This is a genomic window from Fundidesulfovibrio sp. (genome assembly GCF_058402725.1).
Window position 1 is genome coordinate 1 of record NZ_JBZVFJ010000053.1, and the last position, 23,882, is coordinate 23,882.

The following is a 23,882-nucleotide window of genomic DNA, read 5'->3' on the forward strand; positions in this document are numbered from 1 at the left end:
ATGGGCACGGCCCCCTTGAGCAGACCCTGATAGAAGGCGATGCCCAGGGGCGTGCGCGAACCGCCGGCCAGGAGCACGCCCACGGCGGCCACCAGCAGGAGCCCGCCCGCCTCCTCGCGCCCGCGCCGGGCCAGGAAGGAGCACAGGGCCAGCCCCGCCAGGACGGCCGAGGCCGCCACCCAGGGCAGGCGCAGGCCCCGGGGCTGGTGGTAGGCGTATTCGGTGTCCATGCCCGGGCGCAGGTCCAGGCGCAGGGCCGCGTCCACGGGCTGGCTGGTGGACTGGTGGAACGATTCGCGCATGGGCAGTTCGGTGTCCACCGTCACGTCGCCCTTGGCCGAGGCCGAGAGCCCCCAGCCGTGCCGGATGGCCCCCTTGCCCAGGTAGTCGGCCAGGAACGGGGCCATGAAATGGATGTTCATGCACAGGGCCAGGGCGAAGACCATCCCCGTGGAGGCCGCGAGCCGCCCCCGACCCGGACCCCGCACCAGGAAGTGCAGGCCCAGGAGCCCCAGCATGACGGCCGCGCCCACGCCCACGCTGGGGTGCAGGGAGGTGAGCCCCAGCAACAGCCCGCAGGAGAGCACCGGCACGGCGCGGATGCGCCCGGCCCGGGCCGCGTCGGCCAGGCTGAAGAAGGCCAGGAGCAGGAGCGGGATGAGGGCGTAGCCCGCCAGCATGGGCATGTGCCCGGCCACCACGCGGCTGAAGGCGTAGGGCGAGAGCCCGTAGAGCACGCCCGCGAGCGTGGCGTAGAACCAGCCCAGGCCCAGCCTGCGCGCCAGGGGCAGCATGGCCAGGCCCGCCCCCAGCACGAAGGCCAGGGGCAACAGCTTGGACATCCACTCGCCGCCGATGGCCGCCAGGGGCGTGATGAGCTGCCAGTAGACCAGCTCCAGCTTGAAGTAGTGGTAGCGCCCCGTCTCGAAGTAGGCGTCCCAGGTGGAGAAGTGGTTGTCCGCCATGGAGCGGTACTGCTCGGCGAAGCTGGGCACGCCCCAGTCCCAGGTGTGGCCCACGAGCCCCGGGCGGGAGAGCACCCCGGCGAAGGAGACCGCGCACAGGGCCGCCACGGCCAGGACGGCCAGCCACGGCTTCAGGCGCTCCGGCACGGCGCGGCCCGGTCGCGGAGCGCCGGGCGCGGCCGCCGACGGATTCAGGCGGCCGGGCACTGCGCTGCTCCCGGCCAAGGGTCGGGCTTGCGGTGCGGCGTCTGGGAGGAAGCCCTCGGCTGCCAAAGGGCCGCGCCCTTCGGAATCGCTTGCGGCTTCGCGGTCGTGCGCGTCACGACCTCGCCCTGAAGGACTCGTCGAACACCCGGTCCAGGATGGCGGTCCAGGAGTAGGACGCCATGTAGGCCAGGGCGTTCTCGCGCAGGGCGCGCCAGCGGTCCGGGTCTTCCAGGAGGGAGGCCACGGCGTCGGCAAGGGCCTGGGCCTCGTAGGGCACCACCAGTCCGGCTTCCAGGGCGGCCACGTCCTTGTGGATCTCGGGCACGGGGGTGATGACCACGGGCAGGCCGCAGGCCAGGTAGTCCTTGACGCGGCTGGGGTCGGCCCACTGGGAGAGGTTGTTGGCCGAGGGGCGGTAGAGGGCCAGGCTCACGTCGTAGCCCGGGAGCATGGCCAGCACCTCGGCGTGGGGCTTCGCCCCGTGCAGGACCACGCCCTCGCCCAGGGCCTGGAGCCGGGGCTCGAAGGGCTGGTAGACCACGCCGTCCTCCACGGCCTCGTGGGGCGTCTTGCCGATGACGTGGAGCGTCACGCCCGGGCAGCGCTCCCGGATGAGCGGGAAGGCCTCGATCACCAGGTCCACGCCCTTGGAGGGGGCCAGCGCGCCCAGGAGCACCAGTTCCGAGGGCTTGCGGCCGGACTTGTCGGGCAGCACCACCTGCTCCAGGTTCACGCCCACGGGCACGAGGATGTTCTTCGCGTCGGGCAGGCCCTGGGAGCGACGCACCTCCTGGATGCGGGGGGAGATGTTCCAGGCCGCGTCGCAGTGGCGCACGCAGAAGCGGTCCAGCCAGTGGTAGACGGCGTTGAGCCACTTGTTGGAAAAGCGCTCGGGCATCCAGTCGATGGTGTAGAAGATCACGAAGTCCGTGCGGCCAAGCCACTTGAGGAGCACGCCCACCACGGCGTTCAGGGGGTCGGCCCCCAGGTAGGTGTCGAAACGCCCGCCCAGGCGGAAGAAGTACCAGAGCGTGAAGAGCACGTCCTTCACGTAGGTGGCCAGGGCCGGGAGCGCCCAGCCGCCCTGGCGGACTTCGCGGCGCAACGCGCCTTCGCGGTATTCCTTGAGGCGCGAGCGGCGGTCCTGGCAGTAGTGGAAGGGATGGTAGATCACGCCCAGCTTCCCGGAGCGGGAGGCCAGGTAGTTCTCCACGGCCTCGCTGGGGCCCGAGAGGTCCGTGACGTGGCTGACGAGCACGATGGATTGAAAACGCATGAGCTTCACGCCCCTCCGAAGTCGCGCCGGGTGCGCAGGGAGTCCAGGTGGTCCAGGTACCAGCGGTAGGTGCTGGCGATGCCCTCTTCCAGGGGGATGGAGGGCTTCCAGCCCAGGGCCGTGAGGCGCGACGCGTCCAGGAGCTTGCGGGGCGTGCCGTCGGGCCGCGAGGCGTCGAAGACCAGTTCGCCGGTGAAGCCCACCACGCGGGCCACCATCTCGGCCAGTTGGCGGATGGTCACTTCCTGGCCGGCCCCCACGTTGATGAACTGCTCCTCGTCGTAGTGGTCCATGCAGTGGAGCACGGCGCGGGCCAGGTCGTCCACGTGGAGGAACTCGCGCAGGGCGTTGCCGGAGCCCCACACGGCCACGGAGGGAGCCCCCGCCAGCCTGGCCTCGTGGAAGCGGCGCAGGAGCGCCGGGAGCACGTGGGAGTTCTCCGGGTCGAAGTTGTCGCCGGGGCCGTAGAGGTTGGTGGGCATCAGGCTCACGGCGTTGAAGCCGTACTGGCGGCGGTAGGCCTGGCAGATCTTGATGCCGGCGATCTTGGCCACGGCGTACCACTGGTTGGTGGGCTCCAGTTCGCCGGTGAGCAGGTGCTCCTCGCGCATGGGCTGGGGCGCGAACTTGGGGTAGATGCAGGAGGAGCCCAGGAACACGAACTTCTCCACCCCCGCGCGCCAGGCGGCGTCGATGACGTTGCACTGGATGATGGAGTTGTTCCAGATGAATTCGGCCGGGAAGGCGTTGTTGGCGTGGATGCCGCCCACCTTGGCGGCGGCCAGGACCACGGCCTTGGGGCGGGCCTGGTTCATGAAGTCGCGCACGGCCGCCTGGTCGGTGAGGTCCAGCTCGGAGCGTGTGCGCACGATGACTTCGGCATTGCCCCGGGCCTCGATGGCGCGGACCACGGCCGAGCCCACCAGGCCCCTGTGCCCGGCCACGAAGATGGGTGAGTAGCTCACTTGGCGTCCATGGATTGGGATTTGGAAACGCGCGCCTCTTAGCACGCCCCGGCCCGGTTGGCTAGTGGGACTAGCCCGCGTCAGGTCTTGCTTCAGGCCTAGGACCCGTCCAGGAAGGCGGCCAGAGACAGGCTGAGGGTCGTCACACGCCCGGCCAGGGCGTCCATGGGGGCCGACTCCGCCAGCTCCTCGATGCGCCGCGCCCGGAGGGCCTCTTCGTCCAGCCCGGCGTTGAGCAGGCTCCCCTTGAGGCTGTGCGACCAGTGGGAGAGCGCAGCGCGGTCGCCGGTGGCGCAGGAGGCCGCCAGCCGGGCCAGCCCCTGGGCCACGGCCTTTCGCGAGGTGGCCACCAGATGCTCCACGCTCTCCTCGGGGAGCCCGAAGGCCACCCGGAAGCGCTCGCGCACGCGGCGCTCCACGGCGCCGTCCCGCACGCGGCGCTCCAGCGGACAGTCGCGCACGGGTTTCAACGCGAGGCCTCCGCCGCCTCCCGGAACGCGGCGTACCGCTCGCCGTAGGGGGGCCTGGAGAAGAAGGCCGAACCGGAGACCAGCACGTCCGCCCCCGCCTCCACCAGCTCCCGGCAGTTTTCCAGGCACACGCCGCCGTCCACCTGCACGAGCGTGGAGAGCCCGCGCGCGCGGATGCGCCGCTTGAGCTCGCGGATCTTGTCCATGCTGAAGGGGATGAAAGACTGTCCGCCGAAACCGGGGTTCACGCTCATCACGAGCACCATGTGCAGCTGCGGCAGGAGGTAGTCCACCATCTCCAGCGGCGTGGCCGGATTGAGCGCCACGGCGGGCCTGGCCCCCAACCGGGCGATCTCGGCCACCACGCGCTCCAGGTGCGCGGTGGCCTCGGCGTGCACGCAGACCAGATCCGCGCCCGCGTCGGTGAACTCGTGCAGGTAGCGCTCGGGGCGTTCGATCATCAGGTGCACGTCGAAGAAGAGCTTCGAGCGCCCGCGCAGGGCCTTGATCACCGGGGGGCCGAAGGTGATGTTGGGCACGAAGAGCCCGTCCATCACGTCCCAGTGGACCCACTCGAGCCCGGCCTTCTCCAGGGCGGCCAGTTCCTCGGCCAGGCGTCCGAAATCCGACGAGAGCAGCGAAGGGGAGAGGATCATTTGCCCTCCATGGCGAAGTCCACCTTGATCTTGAAGAGCCGCTCGGCGGGCAGGTTGAGCACCTCGATGCCCGTGTCGCGCTTGATGCCGGCCAGGGCCTCGCGCACGTGCTCCATGGAGGGGCCCACGTAGGTGAACCACACGTTGTAGGCGTGTTGTCGCAGATAGTTGTGGGTGACGTTGGGGAGCCTGTTCACCACGGCCACGAACTCCTCCACCCGGTCTTCGGGCACGCGGGCCGCGCAGAGCGTGGACTGCCAGCCCAGGCGGTCGGACTGGAAATTGGCCCCCATGCGCCTTATCACGCCCTTCTGCTTGAGCGCGCGCACCCGGGCCAGCACCTCGGCCTCGGTGAGGCCCACCTCGGCCCCCACGTCGGCGTAGGGCCGCTCCGAAATGGGAAAGCGCGACTGGATGACGTCGAGAATCTTGCGGTCGAATGCGTCCATGGGTGGCTGATAGCCCAGCTTGGCCCGCGACGCAAAGAGTTCCGCCGCGGGACGTTTCACCGCCCTTGACTTGTCCGGGGTACGCAACCATGAAATGAATGCGCCCCGGGGAGCACGCGCCAGATTCAGTGAGCCGGACATGACCAGGGAACAACTCGAACACCTCATCCGGGCGGCATGCCGTGCCGCCGGGACCCAAAGCGTCCATGTCTTCGGCAGCCAGGCCATCCTCGCCACGCACACGGATTTCTATACCATGTACGCAGGGGACGGCGCGGACTTCTCCCTCGCCGTACGCCGAGCCCAAACCCTGATGCGCTCCGCCGAGGCGGACATGCTCATCCCCGGCTCCGGCGCGAAAACCGACCTCATCGACGGCGCACTCGGGGAGCAATCGCCCTTCCACCACGCCTACGGCTACTATGCCCAGGGCATCGACCTGACCACGTGCACCCTGCCGTCCGGTTGGGAGACACGCCTCGTCGCAATCCACGTGGAGGAGCCCGACGGGCCTTTCACCGGCTACTGCTTGGACCTCCACGACATGGTGCTCTCGAAACTCCACGCCAACCGCCCGAAAGACCTTGAGTTCGCCCGCGACGCCTCGCGACTCGGCCTGCTCGACGCGCCTACGTTGCGGGAGCGGGCACGGCTCATGCCCCTCCCCACGGAAAGGACGGAACAGCTTCTCACCCTCATCGAGGAGGTGTCCGCGCCATGATGGATCGACACCGCCGTGGGGAGTTGCGCTCGCTGGCCCTGCACCAGGCCATCGCCGCAAAACTCCGACGGGAACCGGCACTTTGGGACTTGCCGCTGCGCAACATCGACCGCTGGACCGCACAGGACGCCTCGCTCGCGGGCGTCTACGCGCAATGGCTCCACATCCTGCGCTCCCAGGACCGGGAAACCATCCTGCGCATCATCGAAAGTCCCGCCGAGGAACACATACGGCTGCGCTCCTCCACGCCTTTCACCGGCATCCTGTCGGACGAGGAACGTCAGGAGATCCTCAGTCGGGACTAAGAGCCACCACGTGCACGAGGGTGCACATCCCCGGCCCCGGGAAACCGGCGGCGCAAGCAAGGCTCAGGCTCCGCGCGCCTGCAACAGGTCCGCGTAGGCCCCGGCCACCAGCGCCGACGGCGCGACGCCCAGGCGCTCCATGAGCGCGCGGGCCTCCGCCATGCCGGTTTCGGCGGACTCGCCCTCCTCCAGCACCACCTCCAGCTCCAGGAAGTCGCCCAGGCCCTCCACCCGGTCCAGGTGGATGCGCGTGCGGCCCGCCAGATAGAGCGTTCGCCGCTTGCGCACCCGCCCCGCCTCCCCCAACGCCAGGGCCAGGGTCCCGCGCAGCGAGCCGGGGCTGTCCGTGGGCGTGCGCGTGTAGAAGGACTCCTTGGGGCCGCCTTTGTCCTCGCGGCGGTAGAAGATCAGCTCGCCCCGGCCGTCCCCGAAGTCGCGCAGCTTGAGCCGCCCGGCGGGGCAGACGAAGAACGTGTCGTCCTGCCCGATCAGCTCGGGGCCACGGTCCGCGAGGGCCGCCGCCAGGGGTTCCAGGGCCGCCAGGCTCTCAATCCGGGCCTTGATCTCCACGTTGCGCGCCACGCCCGCCTAACCCTCCCCGCCTCCGCGCTTGGGCTCGTAGGTGCACAGGGGCTCGGGGGCCATGGGGTCGCCCTTCATGGTCCAGGCGCGGGCGCGGCAGCCGCCGCAGACCTTGTGGTACTCGCAGGGGCCGCATTTGCCCTGGTAGGCCTTCTGGTCGCGGAACTTCTGGAACCACTCGGTCTTGGCCCATATCTCCGGGAAAGGCGTCTTGAGCACGTTGCCGCAGTCCAGGTCCAGGTAGCCGCAGGGCTGCACCGTGCCGTCGTGGGAGATGAAGCAGAAGCCGATGCCGCCCAGGCAGCCGCGCGTCATGGCGTCGAGCCCGAAGGTGTCCGGGGTGACGCTCACGCCCTCCTCCCGGGCGCGCTGGCGCATGATCCGGTAGTAGTGCGGCGCGCAGGTGGCCTTGAGCTGCATGGAGGTGGTCTTGCGGAAGTCGTAGAACCACCCCAGCACCTTCTCATACTCCTGGGCCGAGATCACCTGGGCCGCGATCTCGGAGCCGCGCCCCGTGGGAACCAGCAGGAAGATGTGCCAGGCGCTGGCCCCCAGGCGCTCGCAGAGCTCGAAGATCTTCTTGAAGTTGTGCAGGTTGTTCTTGGTGACCGTGGAGTTGATCTGGAACTCGATCCCGGCGGCCTTCAGGTGCTCGATGCCCTGCAGCGCCCCCGCGAAGGCTCCCTGCTGGCCCCGGAACTCGTCGTGGGTGGCCGCGTCGGGGCCGTCGATGGAGATGGAGCAGCGCTGGATGCCCACCTCCTTCATGCGCCGGGCGTTCTCGGCCGTGATGAGCGTGCCGTTGGGCGCCATGACGCAGCGCAGCCCCTTGGCGTTGGCGTAGGCCACCAGGTCGTCCCAGTCGGGGCGCATGAGGGGCTCTCCGCCCGTGAAGATGACGATGGGGTCGCCCACCTCGGGGAAGGTGTCGATGAGCGCCTTGGCCTGGGCGTTGGTCAGCTCGCCCGGATAGGGCTCGAAGTGCGCCTCGGCCCGGCAGTGCTTGCAGGCCAGGTTGCAGCGCCGCGTGATCTCCCAGGCCACGAGGCGCACCGGCGGCGCGCCGTTGGGCAGCAGCTTGGGCTTGCCGCCCGCCGCTCCCCCTGGATGACCGGCCGGATGGCCCAGCCCCGCATGACCAGCCCCCGGCGAACCGGCCAGCTGGCCTCCCTGCCCCGGATGTCCCCCCCGCCAGTCCCCCGGGATGTCCCTTCGGATGCCCCTGCATGTGCCTACCCCTGCAGACGCGCCAGCACGTCTTCGGTGAAATACGTCAGGATCAAATCCGCCCCGGCCCGCTTGATGCCCGTGAGCGACTCCATCACCACCCGCTCCTCGTCGATCCAGCCCAGCTGCGCGGCGGCCTTGATCATGGAGTACTCGCCGCTCACCTGGTAGGCGGCCACGGGCAGGTCGAAGGCGTCGCGCACCTGGCGGATCACGTCCAGGTACGGCCCGGCGGGCTTCACCATCAGGAAGTCCGCGCCCTCGGCCACGTCGGCCGCGGCTTCCCGCAGCCCCTCGCGCCAGTTGCCCGGGTCCATCTGGTAGCTCTTGCGGTCGCCGGACTTGGGCGCGCTCTCCGCAGCCTCGCGGAACGGCCCGTAATACGCGGAAGCATACTTGACAGCATACGACATGACCGGAAGCTCCTCGAACCCCGCCCCGTCCAGCACCGAACGGATCGCCGCCACGCGCCCGTCCATCATGTCCGACGGGGCCACGATGTCCGCGCCCGCCTGGGCGTGCGACAGGGCCGTGCGCGCCAGCAACTCCAGCGTGGGGTCGTTGAGCACCCGGCCGTGGTCGTCCAGCAGCCCGCAGTGACCGTGCGAGGTGTACTCGCACAGGCACACGTCCGTCAGCACCACCAACTCCGGGAACCGCGCCTTGAGCGCGCGCACCGCCCGCTGCACCACGCCGTCCTCGGCGTAGCCCTGCGTGCCCGCCGGGTCCTTGCGCGCAGGGATGCCGAAGAGGATGCACGCCTTGAGCCCCAGGTCCACCGCGCGCGCCACGCGCTCCAGGAAGGCCTTCATGCCCAGCTGGTTCTGGCCCGGCATGGAGCCGATGGGCTTCACCATGTCCTCCGGGCCGGTTTCGGCCACGAAGTACGGCATGATCAGGTCGTCGCGCGTCACGCGCGTCTCGCGCACCAGGTCGCGCAGGGCGGCCGTGCGGCGCAGGCGGCGGCCACGGTGGAAATCGTAGTTGTAGGCGATGGATGGCATGTGGTCGCTCTCCTCTAGGATGATGGTCGACCGGAGGGTGTCGGGGAAGATGCCTCCGGCGGCCAGAGAGGGCGCTGCCCTCTCTGGACTCTCCCGCCAGGGCTCCGCCCTGGGCCCGCCGGGGGGATGATCCCCCCAGACCCCGCAAGCAGCTTCGCGGGCTTCACCGGCTACGCAGGACCGGGAACGGTAACACTGCCGTCGCCGGTGAAGCCCGCGAAGCAAAGTGGGATTCCAAAGGGCGTAGCCCTTTGGCCGCCGGAGGCATATTCTCCGACCACCCTGCCGCCCGCCCGCGCCGCAACGCTCGCCGTGCTACGACTTCGCGATCTCCGCGTCGGTGAGGTAGCAGGCGGGGTCCTGCGCCCAGACGTCTCCGTAGTAGGCTTCGGCGCGGGCGCGGAAGTTGCCGCCGCAGATGTTCAGGAAGCGGCAGGTGGCGCAGCGGCCGCCCACGTACTTCTTTTTGTCCTTCAGTTTGGCGAGCAGCTCGATGTTCGGGTCGTCCCAGATTTGCGAGAAGGGGCGTTCCAGGACGTTGCCGAAGGTGTGGATGCGCCAGAACTGGTCGGCGTGGACCTGTCCGTCCCAGGAGATGCAGCCGATGCCGCGTCCGGAGTTGTTGCCCTCGTTGTACTGGAGCAGTTCCATGACTTCTTCGGCGCGCTTGGGGTCTTCCTTGAGGAGGCGGTAGTAGATGTAGGGTCCGTCGGCGTGGTTGTCCACGGTGAGGACTTCCTTCTCGTGTCCGGCCTGGAAGAGGTCGCGGGTCTTGTCGAGGATGAGGTCGACCACCTGGCGGGTCTCGGCGTGGTCGAGGTCTTCCTTGATGAGTTCGGAACCTCGTCCGGAGTACACGAGGTGGTAGAAGCAGATGCGGGGCACTTCGAGGTCGCGGATAAGGTCGAAGAGGCCGGGGATTTCCTGCCAGTTGCGCTTGTTGATGGTGAAGCGCATGCCCACCTTGAGGCCTTCGGCCTTGCAGTTCTCGATGCCCTGGATGGTCTTCTTGAAGGAGCCGGGCACGGCGCGGAACTTGTCGTGGACTTCTTCGAGTCCGTCCACGGAGATGCCCACGTAGGAGAGGCCGACGTCCTTGAGTTCGCGGGCCTTTTCCTTGGTGATGAGCGTGCCGTTGGTGGAGATGACGGCGCGCATGCCGCGCCCCACGGCGTGGTGGGCCAGTTCCACGAGGTCCTTGCGCACGAGGGGTTCGCCGCCGGAGAAAAGCATGACGGGGGCGCCGTACTGGGCGAGGTCGTCGATCATGGTCTTGGCCTGGTCGGTGGAGATGGGGTCTCCGCCGTCCTCGCCCAAGGCCTTGGCGTAGCAGTGGACGCACTTGAGGTTGCAGCGCTGGGTCATGTTCCAGACCACCACGGGCTTCTTGTCCTTGGAGAACTGGAGCAGGTGGGAGGGCAGCTTGCCGGAATGGCGGCCGTAGCGCAGGGCGTCGGAGGCCTCCACGGTGCCGCAGTAGAGCTTGGAGATGCCGATCATGGTGATGTCCTTTCGAGCTTGGGGTGGGGCGGTGCTAGCAGATTTCGCCCCGGTGCGCAAAGGACCTGGATCACATTTCGGAGGGCGGAGGCGACGGGTCAGGCGGAAGGCGCGAGGGAATCCACATGGCGTTCGAGGGTTTCGCCGCCCACGCTGAGCAGGCTGTGCATGACGGCGAGGGCGCTGACCGGGGCGTCCTTCCCGGGGATTTGCCGGGCGAGGTCGGCTGCGAAGCGGAGCCTTCTCCTTGCGCCGGCGAGGTAGGTTTCGCAAGCGGCGAGCAGAGCCCGCCGTGTTACGCGGCGCCCTATGTTCTTCTGGAGCACGCAGGAGACGAGCATGTGGTGCAGCATGTCCACATCGATCAACATGCTGTAGACCCTTGCGCCCTCCCTGAACGGCTCGAAGTGGACGCACCCTGAAAATGCGATGGCGATGCTGAAGGCGATAAAACCGATACGCTGCGCCGTATCGGCCTGCTCGGAACTGCGCGACGTATGAAAAGCTTTAAATGAAATACGATCGATCGATCGCAATGGTGCAAGAGCCCCCACGAGGGGCCAGAGCGCTGCAACCAACTTGCATTCGCGACATCCCGAATGAAGCCCGCAGCAGACACCAGCAGGCGCTGGAGTGTGCCCCTCGCACGGACCGCAATACTGTATTACATCATCTACAATATAAAAGACGCTTTCTTCCTTTCCACACGCTTCAATGCTGAACCTTGATTCCCACACTTCCTACTCCGCATTCACACCTTCAGAACAACTTACTACAATATACTTGCCAGGAACTGGCCTCAGGATGTAAACAAAAACGGACAATACGTCCAATACAGACAGGGCATGAGAATTATGCTGTAATCGAATGCTTTCTCCTTTGACCTCAACATCCTTCCCCACTTGCTCATACTACTGAAAGAAAGGCATGTTTCCCGCGCCGCCAGGACAATCGGCATCAGCCAGCCCGCCATGAGCCGCCTGCTGGACAAGGCGCGGCGTTCCTTCGAGGACAACTTGCTGGAACGCAACTCCGCAGGGCGTTCCAGCGGCTACGTTCTTACGCCACTGGGCAGACATCTCCTGCAAACGCTGGAAAAACAACTCTCGGAGCTTGCGGCCATCACCAAATACAAAACGTTTGACCCATTAAGCAGCGACCGCACGTTCTGCATCGCATCCTCCGAAATCGAGTCCCAGCTGTTCATCCCTGTTTTCGCGGGGCGGCTTTGCGACGCATCCAGCAGAGTGCGCGTCGTCATCACCCAGGCGGACGCCAACACGCTCGACCTGCTCGACAAGAACGAGCTCGACGCAGCCTTCTGGCTCAACCAGACGCCCGCCAAATACTCCCGGGCGCACCTGCTGCAGGACAGGCTGGTCTGCCTGGTGGGGCCGGACCATCCCCACGGGCGCACCACCTTCACGCTCCACGAATACGCGGCCTGCCAGCACGTGCGCACCTACCACCCGGCCGACGGGCTGAACCTCGTGGAGCATTCCCTGCTGCCCCACGGACTGCAGCGCCAGGTGCTGGCCTATTCGCCGCACCTCATCGCCTCGGCCCAGATCGCCGCCAGCACCGGCATGGTGGCCACCGTTCCTTCGCTCATCGCCCAGACCCTGGCCAAAGCCACGGGTACGCGCGTGGTGGCCGCGCCCCAGGAGATTCCCCTCCTGGACCTCCACCTCATCTGGAATCCCAGCATGGACCAGGACCCGGGCCTGGCCTGGCTGGTGGACGGGATGCGCGCCAGCGCGCGCCGCCTGGTCCTGGCGGCCGCAGAAGACGTCCGCAACAATCCTTCCCTGGGTTGAGGCGCTCCAGCCGCCGCCCCCCCCCGCAACGACCTTCCCGGCAGGCTCCTCACGCGTGGCGCATGGGCTGTGGACCCGGCCCGTGCCCGGGTCACGCCAGGCACGCGGCAGGCTGGCCCACCGAAGGGGCGTCTCCGGGTTGTGCGCCGGAACGATTGCGCCGCAGTTCTCCCCTGACTCCTGCGCGCAGGGTGGACCCGTCGCGCGTCAAGAAACTCCCGTCAGGCAGAACCTGACGGCGCGGGGAATGCTCCCGGAGTCCCGGTCCAGGAAGGCGCGCTCAACGGGAAGCGCCCGCCGGGAGGGGTCCGGGCGGGCGCTCTGGGGCTAGTTGACCAGGTTGGAACTCTGCAGCGGCTGCTTGGGCGGCGGCGGCGGCGTGTGCTCCACCGGCACGGAAACCGGGGCCAGCGTGGCGCCCGACACCTGGAACTGCATGCCGCCGTTCCACTTCTTGATGGGGCCGCCCGTGTCGTGGGCCAGGGCGGTCATGATGGACCACAGCGGGTCCTGGGGCAGGCGCGACTCGCGCTTGAAGAAAATGTAGTCCGCGCTGCGGCCCGGGTCCATGCGGCCGGACTGGGCCATGGACCAGATGCGCTGCCCGGAATTCACGTCGAGGATTTCGAAGGAGAGCGACACCGCCGACTCCGCCCGCGTGCCGCCCGCGTAGATGTAGGCGATGCGCCCGGTGACCACGCAGTCGGCCCCCCTGTCGCGCGCCACCAGGATGGCCTGCTCGTTGGAGAGCATCTCCTGGGAGGGCTCGTAGAACAGGGCGGGGAACACCTTTTCCTCCAGCCAGGTGTTGCTGAACACCTCCGTGAGCTGCTTGGAGAGATGCCGGGCGTTCACCACGTCCTGCTGCACGGTGAAGGGCAGCACCACGGCCTTGAAGGGGCGCGTGGGCGCGTTCATGGGTTGGACGAAGATGCTGGGATTGTTGCGCTTAACGTGCACGTCCACGTAGAGCACGGACTGTTCCGCCATCTTCGGCTCGTAGGCGCATGCCGAAAGGGTGACGGCCAGCGCCAGAACCATGGCGATTCGTTTCATCGTAAGCCTCGCGGAGGGTTTTACCAGGACGCCAAGCAAGAACCGGACCCGGATCATTGCGGCCTGGACGTGGGCGACGGCGCGGTGGACACGGTGTCCATGAGCTGCGTCTTGGAGTGGATCAGGCTCTCGCGCAACTCAAGCCGCTTCTTGAGCGGCAACAGCCTGAACTCGGGCTTGGCCGTGAGCTGGTCCAACTGGTCCATCTCCTCGCGGATGCCGCGCACGCGCTCCTGGAAGGCAGACTCCTCGGGCCACACGCGCGCCGCGATCTCGGCCAGTTCGCGCATTTCGCGCGACAGGTCCAGGAAGGCCGCCGGGGCCGTCTCGCGCGCCTGCCTGCGCAAGGTGACCAGGCTTTTGAACCGCTCGACGATCCAGGAAAACATGCCGCCCTCCTACCTGCGCGTGATGAGCACGTGCAGAAACGCAAAGGAGGCCATGAAATAGAGCGACCACTTCACCAGCACCGCGGCCAGCACCTGCGGATAGCCCGCCTGATGCAGCTTCTTGAGCCCGATGGCCTGCAAGGTCATGTGCCAGATCAACACCACGGGAATAAGATAGGAATACGGAACCGGCAAGAGCGAGAGCAGCCAGGGCGCCCCGGCATAGCACAGCGTGCGGAAGGTCTCCGCGAAGGGCCGCGTGGCGGAGCGAAGAAGCCCCAGCAGCAGGTGCGCGAGCCCCGCGTCCAGGTAGACGAACCCCGCCAGCACGATGGGCGCGAGCCCCAGCATGGCCAAGCCGCCCACCGGCCCCCTGCCAAGGCCCTGGAAGCCGTCCGTGCGGCCCAGTTCCGAAAGGTTGGGGCCAAGCCCGAAAGTGTTCCATACCACGCCCGCCAGCACCGCCACAAGGCACGTGACCAGGGCGAACACCAGGGGGCGCAGCACGCCCTCCATGGGGGGCAGCTGGTCGAAGAAATCGCCCGGCCGCACGAGGATGGCCTTGGCCGTGTTCAGGTAGGCCGGGACCACGCCGTGGTGCTCCAGGGTTTCCCAGGGGGCCGGTCCGTCGTGGCGCGGCGGGGGATGCCCGTGCCCCGGAGCCTCGGCCTGCTCGGGGCCGCCCGACTGGCGGGGCCGGGTCGCGCCGCCCATGGCCTGGAGCCTGGCCCAGATGTCGCGCACGGAGTCCTCCCCGGCCACGGCCTCGGAGGGCTGCACGTCCTGGGGCTGCTCATCCGGGAGCTGCGCTTCGTGGTCGTCCGTCCGCGCCTGAGTCTGGGCCTGAGTCTGGGCCTGGGGCCGCTCCACGCGGACCTGGGCGCGGCGCGGCGCAGGCTCCCCGGGTTCGTCGCCGGAATCGCCCAACGGCACGAAGCGCCCCTGGGCGGGCTCGTTGCCGCGGATGTCCCAGGGGTCGGCCTGGGGCCGGGCGTCCTGGCCGGGATGGCCCGGAGGGGCGTGGAACTCTCCGGCGTCGCCGGGCGGAGGGCTCCAGATGCGCGTGCTGTTCGGAGCCTGGGCCGGCGGCGCGACAGGCTCGAACGTCTGGCGGCGCGTCTGGCCGGGCGCGCGCCCTGCGGAGGCCACCGGTCTGGCCTGGGCGTACGGGTCTTCGGGCGGAGCCGGTGCGGGCTCGGCCGGAGCGCGCCAGGGTTCCGGATCGGGCTCAGGCTCCCGGGACGGGACGAAAGGGGGCCTGGCGAAGGCGTCGTCCTCGGGGGGCGGGGGCGGCGCGGCACGCCTGCGCACCGGCGCTTCGTAGGCGTCGGGTTCGGGAGCCGGTTCCGGATCCGGAAGCCAGCGCGCCTGGGGCCTGGGCTGGACGGGAGTCTCGGGGACGGCGCCGTAGAGCTTCTGGCTGGGCTCGAAGGCGGGAGCGGCCGGGGTCGCCTGACCTGGGTTCCAGTCCGTGCGCGGCCTGGAGGGGCGCGGCGGATACACCGGCTCCTCGGGAGCGGGCTCCTCGGCGGGCAGGCTGTCGCGCCCCCGGAAGCGGAAGCGGAACTGGCACTTGGGGCAGGTGGCGATAGCGGAGCGAGCCGGAACCTTGTCGGCTGGGATATCCCGGCTGTAGCCGCATTGAGGGCAGACGATGCGCATCGGAGACCTTTCTAGGCCTTAAGGCCTGCTGAGGGCTTTAGCCCTCTTGGCCGCGCAACGCAACGTCAAAGGGGCGCAAAGGACACCCGCGCAGGCCACTGCCCCGCCGCCGGGCCTTCCCGGAGCGCGGCGAAGAAGGCTTCGGGCAGGGCCGGATACTCCCGGTTGAGCCGGTGCAGCGCGCCCCGGCCCCCGGCGCGGTCGAAAAGGGCGTGCTTGGCCGCCAGCAGGGTCTCGTCCTTGAGAAGCCCCGAGAGATGCCGGATGGCCGCTCCCGGCGTCAGACCCGTGGGTCCGTCCAGGCCCTCCAGGCGCTCGTGCACGGGGCGCACGTAGCGCACGCCGGGAGCGTTGCGGAACAGGCGCACCTGGAGATCGGGCCAGAGCCCCCAGCCCACGCGCACGCCCTGCGGGCAGAGGGTGCGCCGCTCGAAGGCGAAGGAGGTGCAGGCCTCTTGCGCCGTGAGAGCGGGCAGAAGCGCCGCCAGCTCAGGGGTCAGGCGCTCGTCGGCGTCCAGGGAGAGCGTCCAGCCGTGTCCGCAGGCGGCCAGCAGACGGTTTCGCTGGGCCGCGAAGTCGTCCCGGAGGGGATGGGCCAGATGCCGGGCTGGCACGGGACAGGCGGGAGGGCTGCCGGGAGGCTCGTGGGCGTCCCAGAGGAACACGGCCCGGTCCGCGCAGGCCGGGAGCGCCGCGAAGAAGTCCTCCAGGTCCGGTTCGTCCGGGTGCAGGATGGACGCCACGGTGAGCGGCTCGGGCGTGCGAGCGCCCTGCAGGTCCAGGGGTTCGAAGGCCGCATGGAGGCGCTGTACGGTGCGCAGGCGCTCGCGGGCCGCCTCGTCGGCGATTTCGGGATTCAGGGCCAGGAAGGCGCCGGGCCGCGTGAGCCCGCACGTCAGGAGCATCCAGGCCAGGGCCACGGGGGAGGCGTCGGCCAGGAGCGGCAGCCCGGCCCCGTGGGCCAGGGCCTGGTCCGGGTCGGCCTCCAGCACGACGAGTTGCGCCCCATCGGGCAGCGCCCGGGCCAGGTCACGGGCGAACGCCCCGCCGCCCACGCCCAGGAGCGCGCAGCAGCTTGCCCCGCGCGCCCGGCGCAGCACGGGCTCCAGGGCCTGGGGACCGGCCGGGACCGTGGCGTAGCCGCCGCTCCCCGCCCCCAGGCGGTAGGAGAGCACGGCCCGGGTGTAGGCCTCGAAGGCCTGGTTCACGTCCCCTCCAGGAGTTCCAGGTAGATGGCCCCCAGCTGGCGGCCGATCTCCTGGGCGCGGCAGAGCCGCCGGGCCTTCTCGCGCCCGGCCAGACCCATGGCGCGCGCCTGCTCCGGGTTGCGCCAGAGCCAGGCCTGCGCCTGGGCGTAGTCCTCGGCGGTTGCGGCCACCAGCCCGGTGACGCCGTGGTCCACCAGCTCCAGCTGGGCGTTGTCGCGCAGGCCTTCGGCGGGGTGCGTCACCACGGGCAGGCCCGAGGCCATGGCCTCGGCGATGGACAGCCCGAAGGATTCCCCCGTGTCGTTGGCGTGGGCCAGCTGGGTGGCCCGGCCCAGGAAGGCCGCGATCTCGGCGTCGTCCAGCACGGGGGGGCAGAGCTCCACGTTGTCCCCCAGGCCCTGCTCGCGCAGGAAGTCGGCGAAGCCGGGCACGGCCCCCACCACCAGGAAGCGGAAGTCCGGCACGATGCCCTTGAGCGCCGTGAGCGCCGGGCAGATCAGGCCCGACCACTTGCCCGGGTCGGGTCGGGCGAGCCTTGCGGCCACGGGGCGCGAGAAGTCGCGCTCCGGGGCCAGGGCTTCCAGGCGGTCGGTGTCCACGGGGTAGTGCAGCACGCGCAGGCGCGCCGGGTCGGCCTGGCCCGGGTGATGGGCCAGGACGCGCTCCATGCAGAAGCGGGAGATGTGCAGGTGCAGGTGGATGGCCTGGGCCAGCGGCGTGGGGTCGAAGCGGCCGAAGACGTTGGTCTCCACCACGGCGCGGGGGCCGAAGCGCTTCACGGCGGAGAGGGGGCCGGGCTCGGGCCAGCCGGCGCGATGCAGGTGCACCACGTGGGGCCTCAGGCGCTCCAGGACGGTCAGCAGGTCGCCCCCGGCGAACACCGGGACCCCGGCGGCCCTGAAGAGCGCCCGGCGCGGCCCGTCCAGGGGGCTGTACGCGAAAGGCTCGAAGCGTTCCCGGTCCAGGTGGGAGGCCATGAGCTGCATGGCCTTCTCGGTGCCTCCCAGGCCCAGGGAGTTGGCCACGTGCAGCACGCGGTAGCGCGGTTCCATGGAACCGTTATGGACCGGAAAGGGGCCTTGCGTCCACTGTCCTTTCAGGCGTGCTCGTGGGGGATGGAGCCCAGGGGATGCACATGGCTGTGGATGTGTGAGGCCTCGCGGGCCGGGTGGAGGTGACCGTGGTCCAGCAGGACGTGGCGGCGCGCCACCCGGGCCAGGAAGTCCCACTCGTGGGAGACCACCAGAAGGGCGAGGTCCAGGTCTTCGAGCACCCTGGCCACGCGGTCCTTGCTCTCGGGGTCGAGCCCGGTGGTGGGCTCGTCCAGGAGCAGGGCCTTGGGGCGCATGGCCAGCACCCCGGCCAGGGAGACAAGCCGCTTCTCGCCCCCCGAGAGGCAGTGGGTCAGGCGCTCCTCGAACCCGGCCAGGCCCACCAGTTCCAGGCAGGAGGCGGCCAGGTCCCGGGCCTCGGCGGGCTTCACGCCCAGGTTGAGCGGTCCGAAGGCCACGTCCTCGAGCACCGTGGGGCAGAAGAGCTGGTCGTCGGGGTTCTGGAACAGATAGCCCAGGCTGCGCCGGGCCTGGAGCAGCCCCCCCGCCGCGTGCAGGGGCGCGCCCTCCACGAGCACCTCCCCCTGCTCCGGGCGCACGAGGCCCATGATCACCTTGAGCATCGTGGTCTTGCCGCTGCCGGTGTGGCCCGCCAGGCCCAGGCGCTCGCCCGGGGCCAGGGCGAGGTCCAGCCCCGAGAGCACCGGGCGGCCCGGATAGCCGCAGTGCACGCCGCGCAGTTCCAGAAGGTTCATGCGTACTCCAGGAAGGCCACCCCGGCGGTTCCCGCCAGGCAGGCCAGGCACAGGGCCAGGTCGGCGGCCCCGAGGGGTTTGGGGGCCAGCCCCCGGAAGCGTCCGTCGAAGCCCCGGCAGAGCATGGCCTGATGCACGGATCGGGCGCGGTCCAGGGCGCGCATGAGCAGCAGGGCCAGCATGAGGGCGTAGATCCTCCAGGCGCGCAGCGTGGCCGACGGGTCGAACCCGCGCAGCCTGGCGGCGGTGAAGAGTCGCTCCCACTCCAGGCGCATGAGCCCCAGGTAGCGGGTGCACAGCGCCACCACCAGGCAGAGCCTGTCCGGCACGCCCAGGCCCGAAAGGGCCTGGCCCAGCCGCTCGGGGGGCACGGGCGCGGCCAGCCCCCGGAAGAGAAGGAACACCGCGTTGCCCTTGAGGGCCATGTGCAGCCCGGACAGGAGCCCCTCGCGCGTGAAGGCCAGCGGCCCCGCATGGAAAAGGGCCTCGCCCGGCACGGAGAGCGGCGCGGTGGCCGCGACGCCCAGGAAGAAGAGGTTCACGAAGCACAGGCGGCGGACGAACGGGGCGAACCCGCGCGGCCCCAATGACAGGGAGGCCGCGCCCAGGGCCAGGCCCAGCCACGCGGCGGGCCAGCCCCTGCACACGGCCACGGCCACCGAGAGCGCCAGGCATCCGGCCAGCCGGACGCGGGCGTCGAACCCGGTCATGCGAGCAGTTCCGGACGCATGCGTTTGAGGAACCCCAGGATGAACAGGGTGATGGCCCCCTCCACGCCCATGAGCGCCAGGTGCGACCAGAAGAAGATCCCCGCGAACACGCTCAGGGCGTCGCCCGAGAGCACCAGGGCCAGGTAGAGGAGCGCGAGGCTCCCCAGGATGGAGAGCGCCCCGCAGCAGAAGGCCGCCAGGGCGAACACCGGCCCCGATCGCCTGAGCAGCGGACGCGCGGCCAGACCCGCCGCCACGGCGGGCAGGCCCATGACCACGGCGTTCACGCCAAGCACCGTGATGCCCCCGAACTGGAACATGAGCGCCTGGAGCGCCAGGCCCACCAGGATGGCCGGAAAGGCCGCCCAGCCCAGAAGCGCCCCCATGAGCCCCGAGAGCACCAGGTGGATGCTCGCCGGGCCGATGGGCAGGTGCACCAGGCTCGCCGCGAAAAAGGCCGCCGCCAGCACGCCCGCGCGCACGGCGTCCTCGCCGTCGAGTTTGCGCAGGCCCACGGCCGTGGCGGCCACGGCCAGCGCGGCCCCGCCCGCCAGCACCGGCGCGGAGAGCACTCCCTCGGAGATGTGCATGGTGGAAACCTTCGCCCCCCGGATCGTCCCGGAAGCATGGAGGATTCGGCGCGTGCGCCGTTTTATGCTACATTCCAGCCAGACGTGCCACTCGTCAAGCGCTTTTCCCGTTGACCGGAATGCAACCAGGTTGCATGTAGGCTCCATCATCCGACCCGGAGGTTCCCATGCGCATCCCGATCCGTCCAGCCGTGCTGGCTCTCGCCCTCGCGCTGTGCGCCGCCCCCGCCCTGGCCGCCCCGCTTTCCGTGGGGGTGAGCGTGGCGCCCCAGAAGTTCATCGTGGAGAAGATCGCCGGCCCCCTGGCCGAAGTCTTCGTGATGGTCAGCCCGGGGGCCGACGCCCACACCTTCGAGCCCAAGCCAGGCCAGATGGCCCAGGTGGCCAAGGCCCGGCTCTACGTGGCCCAGGGCGTGGAGTTCGAGGAGGTCTGGCTGCCCAGGCTCAGGAAGTCCAACCCCTCCCTCCAGGTGGCCCAGGCCAACCAGGGCGTGGACCTGCTCCCCCTGGAAGACGACCACGGCCACGGCGACAAGCACGGCCACGGCGGCAAGGACAAACACGCCCGCAAGGAGATCGAGACCGACCCCCACACCTGGACCTCCCCCGCCCTGGCCCAGGTGCAGGCCGCCAACGTGGCCCAGGCCCTGGAGCGCCTGGACCCCGCCAACGCCCAGACCTACCGCGCCAACCTGGAGGCCTTCCGCTCCCTCTGCCGCGACCTGGACGCCAAACTCCGCGCAGAACTGGCCCAGGCGCCCCCCGGCTCGGAATTCCTTGTTTTCCACCCCGCCTGGGCGTATTTCGCCAGGGACTACGGCCTGCGCGAGGTGGCCATCGAGTCCGGCGGCAAGGAGCCCTCGGCGCGCAAGCTCAAGGAACTCATCGAGCGCGCCCGCGAGCACAAGGCCCGCGCCGTGTTCGTGCAGCCCCAGTTCTCGGCCAGGACCGCCCAGGCCGTCGCCGACGCCCTCGGCGCGAAGCTGGTCACCGCCGACGACCTGGCTCCCGACTGGGACCAGAACCTCCTGCGCGTGGCCAAGGCGCTCAGCGAAGCTTTGCAATGACCGGAGACCGATGAACGGCTACGCCCTGGAACTCGACGCCGTAAGCTACGCCTACGGCGAAACCCTCGCCCTGAGGGACGCCACCCTGCGCGTCCCCCGGGGCGAATACCTCGCCGTGCTGGGCCCCAACGGCGGCGGCAAGACCACCCTCCTGCGCCTGATCCTGGGCCTGGCCCGGCCCAGCTCAGGGACCGTGCGCGTGCTGGGCATGCCCCCCTCGGAGGCCTCCCGCCGCGTGGGCTACATGCCCCAGACCACCGCCAGCGGACGCGCCTTCCCCGTGAGCGTCCTGGAGACGGCCCTCATGGGCCGCCTGGGCCCCCGAAGCCTCTGGCCCTTCTGGAGCCGCAAGGACCGCGCCGCCGCCATGAGCTGCCTGGAGCGCGCCGGCGTGGCCCACCTGGCCTCGCGGCCGCTCTCCGACCTCTCCGGCGGACAGCGCCAGCGCGTGTTCATCGCCCGCGCCCTGGCCTGCGAACCGGAGATGCTGCTCCTCGACGAGCCCACCGCCAGCGTGGACCCCTCCGGACGCGCCGCGCTCCAGGAGCTCCTGGGCGAGCTGGCCAAAAGCCTCACCGTGGTGCTGGTCAGCCACGACATCTCGGTGATCTCGCGCCACGTCACCTGCGTGGCCTGCGTGGACGGCTCCGTGCACTACCATCCCCGCCCGGAGCTGACACGCAGCATGTTCGAATCGGTCTACCGCTGCGGCCCCCACGGCTGCCCGGTGGAACTCCTGGCCCACGCCCACCCGCACGACAACTGCCCGACCTGCGCCGCAGGGATCGCGTCCTCTCCCGAGCCTTCCGGCGGCGGTCCGGCCGCTCCCAAGGGAGGCCGCCCGTGATCGAGGCCCTCTCCTTCGACTTCATGCAGCGCGCCGTCCTGGCCGGTCTTCTGGCGAGCATCGCCTGCGGCGTCATCGGCACGCTGGTGGTGGTGAACCGGGTGGTCTTCGTGGCCGGAGGCATCTCCCACGCGGCATACGGCGGCGTGGGCCTGGCCTTCTTCCTGGGGCTGCCGGTGCTGCCGGTCACGGTGGCCTTCTCGGTGGCGGCGGCCGCGCTCATGTCCCTGGTCACCTTCGGGCGCAGCGAGCGCGCCGACACCGTGGTGGGCGTGCTCTGGGCCGCGGGCATGGCCTTCGGCATCCTCCTGGTGGACCTCTCGCGCGGCTACAACGTGGACCTCATGAGCTTCCTCTTCGGGTCCATCCTGGCCGTGCCCCCCGAAGACCTGATCCTCATGGCCTGCCTGGACGCCCTGGTGGCGCTGGCCACCGCCTGCTGGTACCGGGGGTTCGCCGCCATGAGCTTCGATCCCGAGTTCGCGGGGCTGCGCGGCGTGCCCGTGCGCCTGCTGCACACGGCCATGCTCTGCATGACGGCCGCCTCCATCGTGCTCATCATCCGCGTGGTGGGGCTCATCCTGGTGATCGCCCTGCTCACCATCCCCCCCTACCTGGCCGAACGGCGCTGCCGCTCCCTGGGCTCCATGATGATCCTCTCCGCCCTCTACTGCGCCCTCTTCTGCCTGGCCGGGCTGGCCCTCTCCTACTGGCTGGACCTCTCCAGCGGGGCCTCGATCATCGCCGCGGCCTCGCTGTGGTTCTTCGCAGACCTCCTCCTCCACCGGAGCAAAACCTGATGTGCTCCGCCTGCGACGCCGCCCGCCTCCTGGAGGCCAGCGACCTGCGCGCCACGCCCCGGAGGCTGCGCGTGCTCCAGGCCGTGCTCGGCTCCGGCGAGGCCCTGTCCCCCTCCGCCCTCCTGGCCGCCCTGCGGCGAGAAGCCCCCATGGACAAGGTGACCCTCTACCGATGCCTGGACGCCCTGCACCACGCCGGGCTCATCCAGCGCCACGACGCGGGCGACGGATCCGTGCGCTATTGCGCCGGAGGCCCCTGGCACCCTGAACACCACCATTTCCGCTGTCTGCGCTGCCGCCGCCTGCTCTGCCTGGACCCGGGGGCCGTGCAGGTCGGCGTGGACATCCCGGGCGTGCTCCACGTGGACGTGCGCCTCGAAGGCGTCTGCCCGGCCTGCGCCTCCTGATTTTTTCGCGCCCTCGCGGACTTTCATTGCCCGCGCCCGCAGGCCGCGCTATACCCGGCGTGAACCCCTTCCCCCGAGGAGACACGCCATGATCGACGCCATCGAAAAACTCCTGGGCGACCAGGCCAGGTCGCTTTTGGACCACACCTGCTCCACCGTGCCCAAGGAAAGCCTCCACCTCCCTGGACCCGACGCCGTGGACCGCCTCTACGCCCTCTCCGACCGCCCCGTCCCCGTGCTGGGCAGCCTCCAGGCCCTCATCGGCGGCGGCCGCCTGGCCGGAACCGGCTACCTCTCCATCCTGCCCGTGGACCAGGGCATCGAACACTCGGCCGGGGCCTCCTTCGCGCCCAACCCCGCCTACTTCGACCCCGAAAACATCGTGAAGCTGGCCCTTGAGGCCGGATGCAACGCCGTGGCCTCCACCCTGGGCGTGCTCGGGGCCGTGGCCCGCAAATACGCCCACAAAATCCCCTTCCTGCTCAAGTTGAACCACAACGAGCTGCTCAGCCTGCCCGCCAAGCACGACCAGATCATGTTCGCCCAGGTGGAGCAGGCCTGGAACATGGGCTGCCGCGCCGTGGGCGCGACGGTCTACTTCGGCGCGCCGGAATCCTCCCGCCAGATCGTGGAGGTGTCCCGCGCCTTCGAGCGCGCCCACCAGCTGGGCATGGCCACCGTGCTCTGGTGCTACCTGCGCAACCCGGGCTTCAAGAAGGACGGCACGGACTACCACGCCAGCGCCGACCTCACCGGACAGGCAAACCACCTGGGCGTGACCATCCAGGCAGACATCATCAAGCAGAAGCTCCCCGTGAACAACGGCGGCTACACAGCCCTCAAGTTCGGCATGACCAACCCCAAGGTCTACTCCGAACTGACCACCGACCACCCCATCGACCTCTGCCGCTACCAGGTGCTCAACTGCTACTCGGGGCGCATGGGGCTCATCAACTCCGGCGGCCCCTCGGGCGGCGAATCCGACCTGGCCGAGGCCGTGCGCACCGCCGTGATCAACAAGCGCGCGGGCGGCATGGGGCTCATCTCCGGGCGCAAGGCCTTCCAGCGCCCCATGGCCGAGGGGGTGAAGCTCCTGAACGCCATCCAGGACGTCTACCTCTGCAAGGATGTCACCGTCGCCTAGCAGCCTGTTAATGGGATGGACCCGCCCCCCTTGGAGGCATACGACCTCCGG

26 protein-coding genes and 1 pseudogene are annotated in these 23,882 nt (G+C 69.7%); 8 read left to right on the top strand and 19 right to left on the bottom strand.

The genetic code is table 11. From position 1 onward, the window contains the following. From ACV4UX_RS08750 to ahbA, 6 genes and pseudogenes are all read right to left on the bottom strand, one after another. Window positions 1–1,172 (bottom strand): annotated as a pseudogene (locus ACV4UX_RS08750) (hypothetical protein); the annotation flags it as partial. A 112-nt stretch (window positions 1,173–1,284) separates the two neighbouring features. After that, on the bottom strand, window positions 1,285–2,448 hold the full coding sequence (locus tag ACV4UX_RS08755; RefSeq protein WP_491592924.1) for a glycosyltransferase: 1,164 nt from the start codon (window positions 2,446–2,448) through the stop codon (window positions 1,285–1,287). 5 nt (window positions 2,449–2,453) lie between these two features. Next, window positions 2,454–3,413, bottom strand: coding sequence for a GDP-L-fucose synthase (fcl, locus tag ACV4UX_RS08760; protein WP_491592925.1), 960 nt, complete (start codon window positions 3,411–3,413; stop codon window positions 2,454–2,456). Window positions 3,414–3,511: 98 nt separating this feature from the next. Next, a complete protein-coding gene (locus ACV4UX_RS08765; protein ID WP_491592926.1) occupies window positions 3,512–3,874 on the bottom strand; it encodes an Hpt domain-containing protein in 363 nt (120 codons plus the stop codon). A gap of 5 nt (window positions 3,875–3,879) precedes the next feature. Next, the gene (gene rpe / locus ACV4UX_RS08770) at window positions 3,880–4,539 is read right to left on the bottom strand and encodes a ribulose-phosphate 3-epimerase (RefSeq protein ID WP_491592927.1); all 660 of its coding nucleotides are present in this window, start codon (window positions 4,537–4,539) and stop codon (window positions 3,880–3,882) included. Beyond that, a complete protein-coding gene (ahbA, locus tag ACV4UX_RS08775; protein WP_491592928.1) occupies window positions 4,536–4,988 on the bottom strand; it encodes a siroheme decarboxylase subunit alpha in 453 nt (150 codons plus the stop codon). Before ahbA ends, rpe begins: the two co-directional genes overlap by 4 nt. A 139-nt stretch (window positions 4,989–5,127) precedes the next feature. Here ahbA and ACV4UX_RS08780 point away from each other — a divergent pair, with 139 nt between their 5' ends. Continuing rightward, window positions 5,128–5,709 carry a DUF6036 family nucleotidyltransferase gene (locus ACV4UX_RS08780; RefSeq protein WP_491592929.1) on the top strand — a complete coding sequence of 194 codons (582 nt, stop codon included), beginning with the start codon at window positions 5,128–5,130 and terminating at the stop codon, window positions 5,707–5,709. Continuing rightward, a complete protein-coding gene (locus ACV4UX_RS08785) occupies window positions 5,706–6,014 on the top strand; it encodes a hypothetical protein (RefSeq protein ID WP_491592930.1) in 309 nt (102 codons plus the stop codon). The genes ACV4UX_RS08780 and ACV4UX_RS08785 overlap by 4 nt, the downstream gene beginning before the upstream one ends. Window positions 6,015–6,077: 63 nt before the next feature. On the opposite strand, the gene ACV4UX_RS08790 is transcribed toward ACV4UX_RS08785, so the two are convergent. From ACV4UX_RS08790 to ACV4UX_RS08810, 5 genes are all read right to left on the bottom strand, one after another. Then, entirely contained in the window at window positions 6,078–6,596 is a 519-nt protein-coding gene (locus ACV4UX_RS08790; RefSeq protein WP_491592931.1) for a class IV adenylate cyclase, read from the bottom strand. A gap of 6 nt (window positions 6,597–6,602) precedes the next feature. Then, a complete protein-coding gene (ahbD, locus tag ACV4UX_RS08795) occupies window positions 6,603–7,757 on the bottom strand; it encodes a heme b synthase (RefSeq protein WP_491592949.1) in 1,155 nt (384 codons plus the stop codon). Between the two features lie 71 nt (window positions 7,758–7,828). Then, a complete protein-coding gene (gene hemB, locus ACV4UX_RS08800) occupies window positions 7,829–8,827 on the bottom strand; it encodes a porphobilinogen synthase (protein ID WP_491592932.1) in 999 nt (332 codons plus the stop codon). Between the two features lie 315 nt (window positions 8,828–9,142). Further along, a complete protein-coding gene (ahbC, locus tag ACV4UX_RS08805) occupies window positions 9,143–10,327 on the bottom strand; it encodes a 12,18-didecarboxysiroheme deacetylase (RefSeq protein ID WP_491592933.1) in 1,185 nt (394 codons plus the stop codon). Window positions 10,328–10,425: 98 nt separating this feature from the next. Next, on the bottom strand, window positions 10,426–10,863 hold the full coding sequence (locus tag ACV4UX_RS08810) for a hypothetical protein (RefSeq protein ID WP_491592934.1): 438 nt from the start codon (window positions 10,861–10,863) through the stop codon (window positions 10,426–10,428). Between the two features lie 366 nt (window positions 10,864–11,229). On the opposite strand from ACV4UX_RS08810, the gene ACV4UX_RS08815 reads away from it, so the two are divergent. Beyond that, complete coding sequence (locus ACV4UX_RS08815; RefSeq protein ID WP_491592935.1) at window positions 11,230–12,144, top strand: LysR family transcriptional regulator; 915 nt, start codon at window positions 11,230–11,232, stop codon at window positions 12,142–12,144. A 327-nt stretch (window positions 12,145–12,471) separates the two neighbouring features. Here ACV4UX_RS08815 and ACV4UX_RS08820 read toward each other — a convergent pair whose 3' ends face one another. The 8 genes from ACV4UX_RS08820 to cbiM form a co-directional block, all read right to left on the bottom strand. Further along, entirely contained in the window at window positions 12,472–13,200 is a 729-nt protein-coding gene (locus ACV4UX_RS08820; protein ID WP_491592936.1) for a hypothetical protein, read from the bottom strand. A 53-nt stretch (window positions 13,201–13,253) separates the two neighbouring features. Continuing rightward, window positions 13,254–13,589, bottom strand: coding sequence for a hypothetical protein (locus ACV4UX_RS08825; RefSeq protein ID WP_491592937.1), 336 nt, complete (start codon window positions 13,587–13,589; stop codon window positions 13,254–13,256). 9 nt (window positions 13,590–13,598) lie between these two features. Next, entirely contained in the window at window positions 13,599–15,251 is a 1,653-nt protein-coding gene (locus ACV4UX_RS08830) for a YIP1 family protein (protein ID WP_491592938.1), read from the bottom strand. Window positions 15,252–15,316: 65 nt separating this feature from the next. After that, window positions 15,317–16,459, bottom strand: a complete 1,143-nt coding sequence (locus tag ACV4UX_RS08835) for a glycosyltransferase family protein (protein ID WP_491592939.1) — start codon at window positions 16,457–16,459, stop codon at window positions 15,317–15,319. Then, window positions 16,456–17,511: a glycosyltransferase family 4 protein gene (locus ACV4UX_RS08840; protein WP_491592940.1), complete on the bottom strand. Its 1,056-nt coding sequence runs from the start codon at window positions 17,509–17,511 to the stop codon at window positions 16,456–16,458. Before ACV4UX_RS08840 ends, ACV4UX_RS08835 begins: the two co-directional genes overlap by 4 nt. Window positions 17,512–17,555: 44 nt before the next feature. After that, window positions 17,556–18,266 carry an energy-coupling factor ABC transporter ATP-binding protein gene (locus ACV4UX_RS08845; RefSeq protein ID WP_491592941.1) on the bottom strand — a complete coding sequence of 237 codons (711 nt, stop codon included), beginning with the start codon at window positions 18,264–18,266 and terminating at the stop codon, window positions 17,556–17,558. Beyond that, on the bottom strand, window positions 18,263–18,976 hold the full coding sequence (locus tag ACV4UX_RS08850) for an energy-coupling factor transporter transmembrane component T family protein (RefSeq protein ID WP_491592942.1): 714 nt from the start codon (window positions 18,974–18,976) through the stop codon (window positions 18,263–18,265). The genes ACV4UX_RS08845 and ACV4UX_RS08850 overlap by 4 nt, the downstream gene beginning before the upstream one ends. Beyond that, window positions 18,973–19,566: a cobalt transporter CbiM gene (cbiM, locus tag ACV4UX_RS08855; protein WP_491592943.1), complete on the bottom strand. Its 594-nt coding sequence runs from the start codon at window positions 19,564–19,566 to the stop codon at window positions 18,973–18,975. The genes ACV4UX_RS08850 and cbiM overlap by 4 nt, the downstream gene beginning before the upstream one ends. Before the next feature lie 167 nt (window positions 19,567–19,733). On the opposite strand from cbiM, the gene ACV4UX_RS08860 reads away from it, so the two are divergent. From ACV4UX_RS08860 to ACV4UX_RS08880, 5 genes are all read left to right on the top strand, one after another. Continuing rightward, window positions 19,734–20,633 (top strand): metal ABC transporter solute-binding protein, Zn/Mn family, encoded by a 900-nt coding sequence (locus ACV4UX_RS08860; protein ID WP_491592944.1) that lies wholly within the window; start codon window positions 19,734–19,736, stop codon window positions 20,631–20,633. A gap of 10 nt (window positions 20,634–20,643) precedes the next feature. Beyond that, window positions 20,644–21,480: a metal ABC transporter ATP-binding protein gene (locus tag ACV4UX_RS08865; RefSeq protein WP_491592945.1), complete on the top strand. Its 837-nt coding sequence runs from the start codon at window positions 20,644–20,646 to the stop codon at window positions 21,478–21,480. Then, complete coding sequence (locus ACV4UX_RS08870) at window positions 21,477–22,280, top strand: metal ABC transporter permease (RefSeq protein WP_491592946.1); 804 nt, start codon at window positions 21,477–21,479, stop codon at window positions 22,278–22,280. The genes ACV4UX_RS08865 and ACV4UX_RS08870 overlap by 4 nt, the downstream gene beginning before the upstream one ends. Beyond that, the gene (locus tag ACV4UX_RS08875) at window positions 22,280–22,687 is read left to right on the top strand and encodes a Fur family transcriptional regulator (protein WP_491592947.1); all 408 of its coding nucleotides are present in this window, start codon (window positions 22,280–22,282) and stop codon (window positions 22,685–22,687) included. The genes ACV4UX_RS08870 and ACV4UX_RS08875 overlap by 1 nt, the downstream gene beginning before the upstream one ends. Window positions 22,688–22,775: 88 nt before the next feature. After that, window positions 22,776–23,831: a class I fructose-bisphosphate aldolase gene (locus tag ACV4UX_RS08880; RefSeq protein ID WP_491592948.1), complete on the top strand. Its 1,056-nt coding sequence runs from the start codon at window positions 22,776–22,778 to the stop codon at window positions 23,829–23,831. Window positions 23,832–23,882: the final 51 nt, after the last annotated feature.

Coding starts and splice junctions, on each gene's coding strand:
- ACV4UX_RS08755 (WP_491592924.1), bottom strand. CDS start 2,448: ATGCGTTTTCAATCCATCGTGCTCGTCAGCCACGTCACGGACCTCTCG.
- ACV4UX_RS08850 (WP_491592942.1), bottom strand. CDS start 18,976: ATGACCGGGTTCGACGCCCGCGTCCGGCTGGCCGGATGCCTGGCGCTC.
- ACV4UX_RS08825 (WP_491592937.1), bottom strand. CDS start 13,589: ATGTTTTCCTGGATCGTCGAGCGGTTCAAAAGCCTGGTCACCTTGCGC.
- rpe (WP_491592927.1), bottom strand. CDS start 4,539: ATGATCCTCTCCCCTTCGCTGCTCTCGTCGGATTTCGGACGCCTGGCC.
- ahbA (WP_491592928.1), bottom strand. CDS start 4,988: ATGGACGCATTCGACCGCAAGATTCTCGACGTCATCCAGTCGCGCTTT.
- ACV4UX_RS08780 (WP_491592929.1), top strand. CDS start 5,128: ATGACCAGGGAACAACTCGAACACCTCATCCGGGCGGCATGCCGTGCC.
- ACV4UX_RS08860 (WP_491592944.1), top strand. CDS start 19,734: ATGCGCATCCCGATCCGTCCAGCCGTGCTGGCTCTCGCCCTCGCGCTG.
- ACV4UX_RS08840 (WP_491592940.1), bottom strand. CDS start 17,511: ATGGAACCGCGCTACCGCGTGCTGCACGTGGCCAACTCCCTGGGCCTG.
- ACV4UX_RS08820 (WP_491592936.1), bottom strand. CDS start 13,200: ATGAAACGAATCGCCATGGTTCTGGCGCTGGCCGTCACCCTTTCGGCA.
- ACV4UX_RS08875 (WP_491592947.1), top strand. CDS start 22,280: ATGTGCTCCGCCTGCGACGCCGCCCGCCTCCTGGAGGCCAGCGACCTG.
- ACV4UX_RS08865 (WP_491592945.1), top strand. CDS start 20,644: ATGAACGGCTACGCCCTGGAACTCGACGCCGTAAGCTACGCCTACGGC.
- ACV4UX_RS08845 (WP_491592941.1), bottom strand. CDS start 18,266: ATGAACCTTCTGGAACTGCGCGGCGTGCACTGCGGCTATCCGGGCCGC.
- ahbC (WP_491592933.1), bottom strand. CDS start 10,327: ATGATCGGCATCTCCAAGCTCTACTGCGGCACCGTGGAGGCCTCCGAC.
- cbiM (WP_491592943.1), bottom strand. CDS start 19,566: ATGCACATCTCCGAGGGAGTGCTCTCCGCGCCGGTGCTGGCGGGCGGG.
- ACV4UX_RS08880 (WP_491592948.1), top strand. CDS start 22,776: ATGATCGACGCCATCGAAAAACTCCTGGGCGACCAGGCCAGGTCGCTT.
- ACV4UX_RS08830 (WP_491592938.1), bottom strand. CDS start 15,251: ATGCGCATCGTCTGCCCTCAATGCGGCTACAGCCGGGATATCCCAGCC.
- ACV4UX_RS08785 (WP_491592930.1), top strand. CDS start 5,706: ATGATGGATCGACACCGCCGTGGGGAGTTGCGCTCGCTGGCCCTGCAC.
- hemB (WP_491592932.1), bottom strand. CDS start 8,827: ATGCCATCCATCGCCTACAACTACGATTTCCACCGTGGCCGCCGCCTG.